This window comes from Gardnerella coleohominis (assembly GCF_002896555.1).
GTDB classification, from domain to species: domain Bacteria; phylum Actinomycetota; class Actinomycetes; order Actinomycetales; family Bifidobacteriaceae; genus Bifidobacterium; species Bifidobacterium vaginale_F.
Genome location: NZ_MNLH01000018.1, coordinates 1 through 448 on the forward strand (window position 1 = coordinate 1; position 448 = coordinate 448).

Genomic DNA, 448 nt, shown 5'->3' on the forward strand with positions numbered 1-448 from the left:
GAGTACCTCTAGACCTAACAGCAAGTTCCTTAGCAGCTTGATCTACAAGTTTTATACCGAGAACATTTGATGATCTATTAACAACGTTGTGCGCAAATTATTCCAAATAAGTGGGATAGTAATTGAGAACAATTGTCTCGTTTTACTAGCTCCATCAATTCTTGCAGCTTCATATATTTGCGGATCAATTCCAGCCATCGAAGACATATACATGACCATGTAGTAGCCCAACGACTGCCAAAGCATTGCCAATCCTATTGAATAAATTACAATTTTTTGATCGCCTAGCCACATTATCTTAACTGCATCTAAATGCAATAAATGTAACAAAGCATTTAAAAGTCCATCTTTTTGATCATAAATCGAAGAGAAAATTGCTGCTACAACAACAATCGAAAGAACAGCAGGCACGTACAAAATAAAGCGTATAAGCTGTCTCTTAAACACA

The 448-nt window shown here is 36.2% G+C and carries 2 protein-coding genes; both read right to left on the minus strand.

Going from position 1 to position 448, the window contains the following annotated elements; all coding sequences use genetic code 11:
* The coding region (locus BFS05_RS07170; protein ID WP_374703778.1) for a hypothetical protein at positions 1-55 on the minus strand (55 nt) is incomplete at its 3' end.
* On the minus strand, positions 52-448 hold a 397-nt coding region (locus BFS05_RS06505; RefSeq protein ID WP_146026745.1), incomplete at its 5' end, for a carbohydrate ABC transporter permease. The genes BFS05_RS07170 and BFS05_RS06505, both read right to left, overlap by 4 nt.